This is a genomic window from Paraburkholderia sp. J63, assembly GCF_905220245.1.
Taxonomy (GTDB): Bacteria; Pseudomonadota; Gammaproteobacteria; order Burkholderiales; family Burkholderiaceae; genus Paraburkholderia.
In genome coordinates, this window is record NZ_CAJMZF010000104.1 from 1 (window position 1) to 3814 (window position 3814).

A 3814-nucleotide genomic window follows, 5' to 3' on the forward strand; every position below is an offset into this window, starting at 1 on the left:
CGTCTTGCCACGGTCTTTCACCGGGCAGACTCTGTACTGGACTGGTCGCCGGCAAGCAGGATCTGGTCGAGCAGTTTGAGCTTCAGCGGCTTATCCGCATCGAGGTTATTTTTCCCGATCACATATTTCCAGCCGTTGCCGCCGCCGGGATTGCGGTAGAGCGCCACGATGGCCACGTACTGCGTATCGGCCTGCATCGGCTGAGAGAGGCTTGCCGAGGCACCAGGATTGAGCACTGCCGCCATGCTGTCCCGCAGATCCTGCGGGCTGGACATGGCGACCCCGGCCACGCGATACCAGCCCAGTGCGCGTGCCTATCCGGAGAAACTGCCGCCCATCGAATACGGCAGCGGCGAGAAGGTCGTGCGCGTGGGCTGGAATGGCGAACTGCGCTTCGGATCGCGTACCTTCAAGGTTTCAAGTGCGCTGCAGAATCTGCCCATTGCAATACGGCCACGCACACTCACCGGGAACTGCTATGACCTGTACTTCATGAACCATCGCTTCACAACCATCAACCTGACTGAGCAGCTATGATCGATTGGCAAGGTGTTACCCATGTCCCCGCACACCTGTTACCTATGTCTCCGGTCCATACATCACAGCGCAGCCGGTTGCGCGCCTGCAACCCCGTAAACACACCTTCCACCAGTTCACCACCGCGTGCCGCAAGCGTCATCATCCAGCGCTCGCGGATCGCCTCGGCTTCGCAACCCGGGCACGCTGGGTTCTGGTACAACACCGTTGTCGCGTGCCGTTCAAAGTGGTGACCGCGCGAGCACTCAAACTCGTAGGAAGTCTGGTGCCCACGCCACGTTTCGGACAGGCACTGCCAGCCAAGCACTGCTGCACGCGTATGCAACTTCGCCAGGCTTCCCGTCGGCATCTGTTTCGTTGTACTCATTTGCTGCTCTCTGCCATAGCGCGCATACTCCCGGTTCTCTGCCAGTCCGGGATGCAATCCGCCTACACGCATCATCAGCCGGTACTACGCTGAGAAAGATATCGATTCGTCGAGTCGGAGTGCAATCGATGGTCACTGAACGGTTTCAAATCAGGCTCGATATGACGTGGCACCCGCAAGTTGTCCGATGCTCATGCCGTGCAATCGGAATGCCTTCGTCGCGCATCGTTTCGTCACCTTGCTCGATTACATTGGGCACGACTCCGGGATGCTTCTCGCAAACCACCCTGTCACCCTTTCGGGCGACTTTCCTGCCGTCGAACTTCATAGCTTCCGAAGCGCTGGTTACCTTGCCACCATTGTTAAGTTCATCGTCGAGGCGAATCAGATTCATCATAAAACCAACTCCTTGAGTTTAAATTTAGCTAGTTTGTAGTGGAGAATGCCAAGCCTGTGGACGGGACTTGGCGGCGAGGTAATTACTCGTACAGGCGTGCCATCTACGATCGTGTGCACCATGAAATCGCTGACCGTGTTCAGTGCCGCGTCGCTGAGCGGTTCGGAAATCGCACCGTGAAAAACATGATGGAGGAAAACCTTCGCCCGTGGTGCCACACACCGATTCAGATTGAGTGATCGAACTTGAATACGCCCAGTTGAATTTAATTGGCGTCCTCTTTTGAAATTCCCGCGCAATCCTTTAGATTAGTAATCTTACCTTTGTGGTTGCTATATTTTATGCATAAGGGCCTCTCTGAGGTCACTGAAATACGTCTTCCCTTGCATTCCTCTGCGCCAGCCACGTTTAAACTCCTTGCCTCCCCATCGTCGCTGATACAAACACTCCCACTACTGGCAAGTAATTGCTCACCTGTCATCTTTACTTTATTGTCTATGATTTCGTACACATCCCTCCAAACTCCGGCGCGCCCAGCGTCAGCGGTTTCTAGCTGGAACTTTAAATTTCCCAATCGATCAGCCGCCACGGGAATATAACCCGCAAAAAAAATATTCCCAGAATCAACGGAAAAGACGAGCATTTGAGTATTTAGGCCAAGCTGACTTGGGTTGATAGTCAGTAGGCGAGTCCCGGTGAATTGGGCGTTGGGTGGATCTACAGTCCAAGTCCCCAGGCTACAATCATCCGTCTGTTCCAGATTTTTTTCGAAAACTGTCGACTTGCTGGTGTGGTCAAGGGGATTTTTCGTCACCGTTATACGGGATGTCCCCTCATAACCTTCGCAGAGGAATTGATACCCGATTCCGTCAATATTGATATTGACAAAATTTTGGGTTTGACATATGGCAATTTTTGATGAGCAAGCATATATCAGTAAAAGAAAGTAGAAGAGATTTTTCATGATAAAATGGCGCGCATTCTTACTTTGGTACTCTATTGTGAATTCGGAGGATTATCTTCAACCGGTTTTATGGTTGAAGATATTTTTTTGTCATTTTTATATGTATCGGTATAAAAATAGCCTTGGCCTGTGGCGTCGCAATATGTACCCGATTTCTCCGAAAGCGCGAGCTTCCCAGTTTTGCTCATGGTATATCGTTCCTCCCAATTTTCACACGCACTTTCGTGAAAGCATGTCCCTACAATTTCTTTTTGCTTTACGTCAGTTTGCATACATGGAAGGGCGCTTAGTTCCTTGCTATATTTGTATAATCCAGATGAGGCATCGTACAGGTAGACTTTATAGAATTTCTGTGAGACCCCCTCCGTATCCAGGATCTTTAAATCCGCATATTTCCCAAACGTAAAATTTTCCAAGCTTATATCGGATGCTGACACAGCATGATCAAGTGAAATTACCTGATCTTTCCCGGTCGGGGTTTTGATTTGCACGGAACTCCCATCCAGCACTATGACTGGCTTAACGGATAAGTCCTCGCTCCACACCTTATTCTGATGAAAGGCAAGAAGAATACATAGTCCGGCAACAACACCGTGTCTCGCTATATATTTATTCCGCAAAACCGCTGACCAGATGGCAATCAATCTAGAATTTTCAGTCATTTTTTACTCGTATGCGGCGTCAAAATAAACAATATTATCGGACATCACAGCCATCGCGGTTAGAAATACATTCGTCCGCGGCACCAATCCGTTCATCGTCCCAGTGCGATCAGGCGAGACTGTGTTGACCGCTCGCGCAGCTCGTTCGAACTGTGCGCTATGACGAAATGACGTTGTTTAGAAGCCAACAGCACGAGCACGAGTATGACTTTCCAGCCTTGGTCAGCGGTATCGCCAAAGCAGATGAGATTGATCATAAGCGACTCTATAGCTACGGTTTGCAAGATTGCTGGATCAATCTAAGGTTATCGAGTCGTTGCTTTGCAAAATTAAGCGCCAACTCGCTTCCTATCCAGCCTGGAATATCGTTGGCCTTTTGGCTGATATCACCATCCATATGGGTAGCCTCCGAGAGGTAGGAATCCGCCAGATTGCCGCATGAACCCCCGTTCTTATATTTAATTTGAGATAACATATTATTTATCTTACTGTTTATATCAGAAATGCCTTCCTCATAGCATTGCTGAAGAATCATCCCGCATCCAGCAGTACAAGTTAGACTATCCTGCTTTGCTCGACTCATGCAAGCTTGAAAGGCGTCCTGATCTGGAGTTTTCGACCAGGCGATTGAGGCGAAAAATATGTGCGGGATCACTGCAGTAGTAGTGATTATATTCTTCATGGTCGGCAACTCACTCAAATCGAGACAAATTATTTTGCTCAGGAATATGTTTTGGCGTTGATGCTGTAAAATCCATACTTTCTGGAATCCAGTCCGTGAAAATATTTCTTGCGCACCAGAAGAAGGCGAATCTCTCAAAATACCCAAAAGATTCACCAAAGACCTCGAAACGCAGATACCTTGAGTCTTGCGACCACTCCCAATG

The 3814-nt window shown here is 49.3% G+C and carries 6 protein-coding genes and 1 pseudogene; 1 reads left to right on the forward strand and 6 read right to left on the reverse strand.

The window, feature by feature from the left end; translation table 11 throughout:
* Positions 1-17: 17 nt before the first annotated feature.
* A complete protein-coding gene (locus tag U5775_RS38545; protein ID WP_415913764.1) occupies positions 18-275 on the reverse strand; it encodes a type VI secretion lipoprotein TssJ in 258 nt (85 codons plus the stop codon).
* On the opposite strand from U5775_RS38545, the pseudogene U5775_RS38550 reads away from it, so the two are divergent.
* A pseudogene (locus U5775_RS38550) lies at positions 268-537 on the forward strand (IS481 family transposase); the annotation flags it as partial. The gene U5775_RS38545 and the pseudogene U5775_RS38550 sit on opposite strands and share 8 nt — an antisense overlap.
* A gap of 512 nt (positions 538-1049) precedes the next feature.
* Here the strand turns inward: U5775_RS38550 and U5775_RS38555 are convergent.
* The 5 genes from U5775_RS38555 to U5775_RS38575 all read right to left on the reverse strand — a co-directional run.
* A complete protein-coding gene (locus U5775_RS38555) occupies positions 1050-1301 on the reverse strand; it encodes a PAAR domain-containing protein (RefSeq protein ID WP_322063373.1) in 252 nt (83 codons plus the stop codon).
* A 265-nt stretch (positions 1302-1566) separates the two neighbouring features.
* Positions 1567-2265, reverse strand: a complete 699-nt coding sequence (locus U5775_RS38560; protein ID WP_322063374.1) for a hypothetical protein — start codon at positions 2263-2265, stop codon at positions 1567-1569.
* 32 nt (positions 2266-2297) lie between these two features.
* Positions 2298-2927, reverse strand: a complete 630-nt coding sequence (locus U5775_RS38565; RefSeq protein ID WP_322063375.1) for an XAC2610-related protein — start codon at positions 2925-2927, stop codon at positions 2298-2300.
* Positions 2928-3019: 92 nt separating this feature from the next.
* Positions 3020-3184: a hypothetical protein gene (locus U5775_RS38570; RefSeq protein WP_322063376.1), complete on the reverse strand. Its 165-nt coding sequence runs from the start codon at positions 3182-3184 to the stop codon at positions 3020-3022.
* Positions 3185-3198: 14 nt separating this feature from the next.
* Positions 3199-3814: hypothetical protein (locus tag U5775_RS38575; protein WP_322063377.1), on the reverse strand; the 616-nt coding region annotated here is incomplete at its 5' end.

Coding starts and splice junctions, on each gene's coding strand:
- U5775_RS38560 (WP_322063374.1), bottom strand. CDS start 2,265: ATGAAAAATCTCTTCTACTTTCTTTTACTGATATATGCTTGCTCATCA.
- U5775_RS38565 (WP_322063375.1), bottom strand. CDS start 2,927: ATGACTGAAAATTCTAGATTGATTGCCATCTGGTCAGCGGTTTTGCGG.
- U5775_RS38570 (WP_322063376.1), bottom strand. CDS start 3,184: ATGATCAATCTCATCTGCTTTGGCGATACCGCTGACCAAGGCTGGAAA.
- U5775_RS38545 (WP_415913764.1), bottom strand. CDS start 275: ATGTCCAGCCCGCAGGATCTGCGGGACAGCATGGCGGCAGTGCTCAAT.
- U5775_RS38555 (WP_322063373.1), bottom strand. CDS start 1,301: ATGATGAATCTGATTCGCCTCGACGATGAACTTAACAATGGTGGCAAG.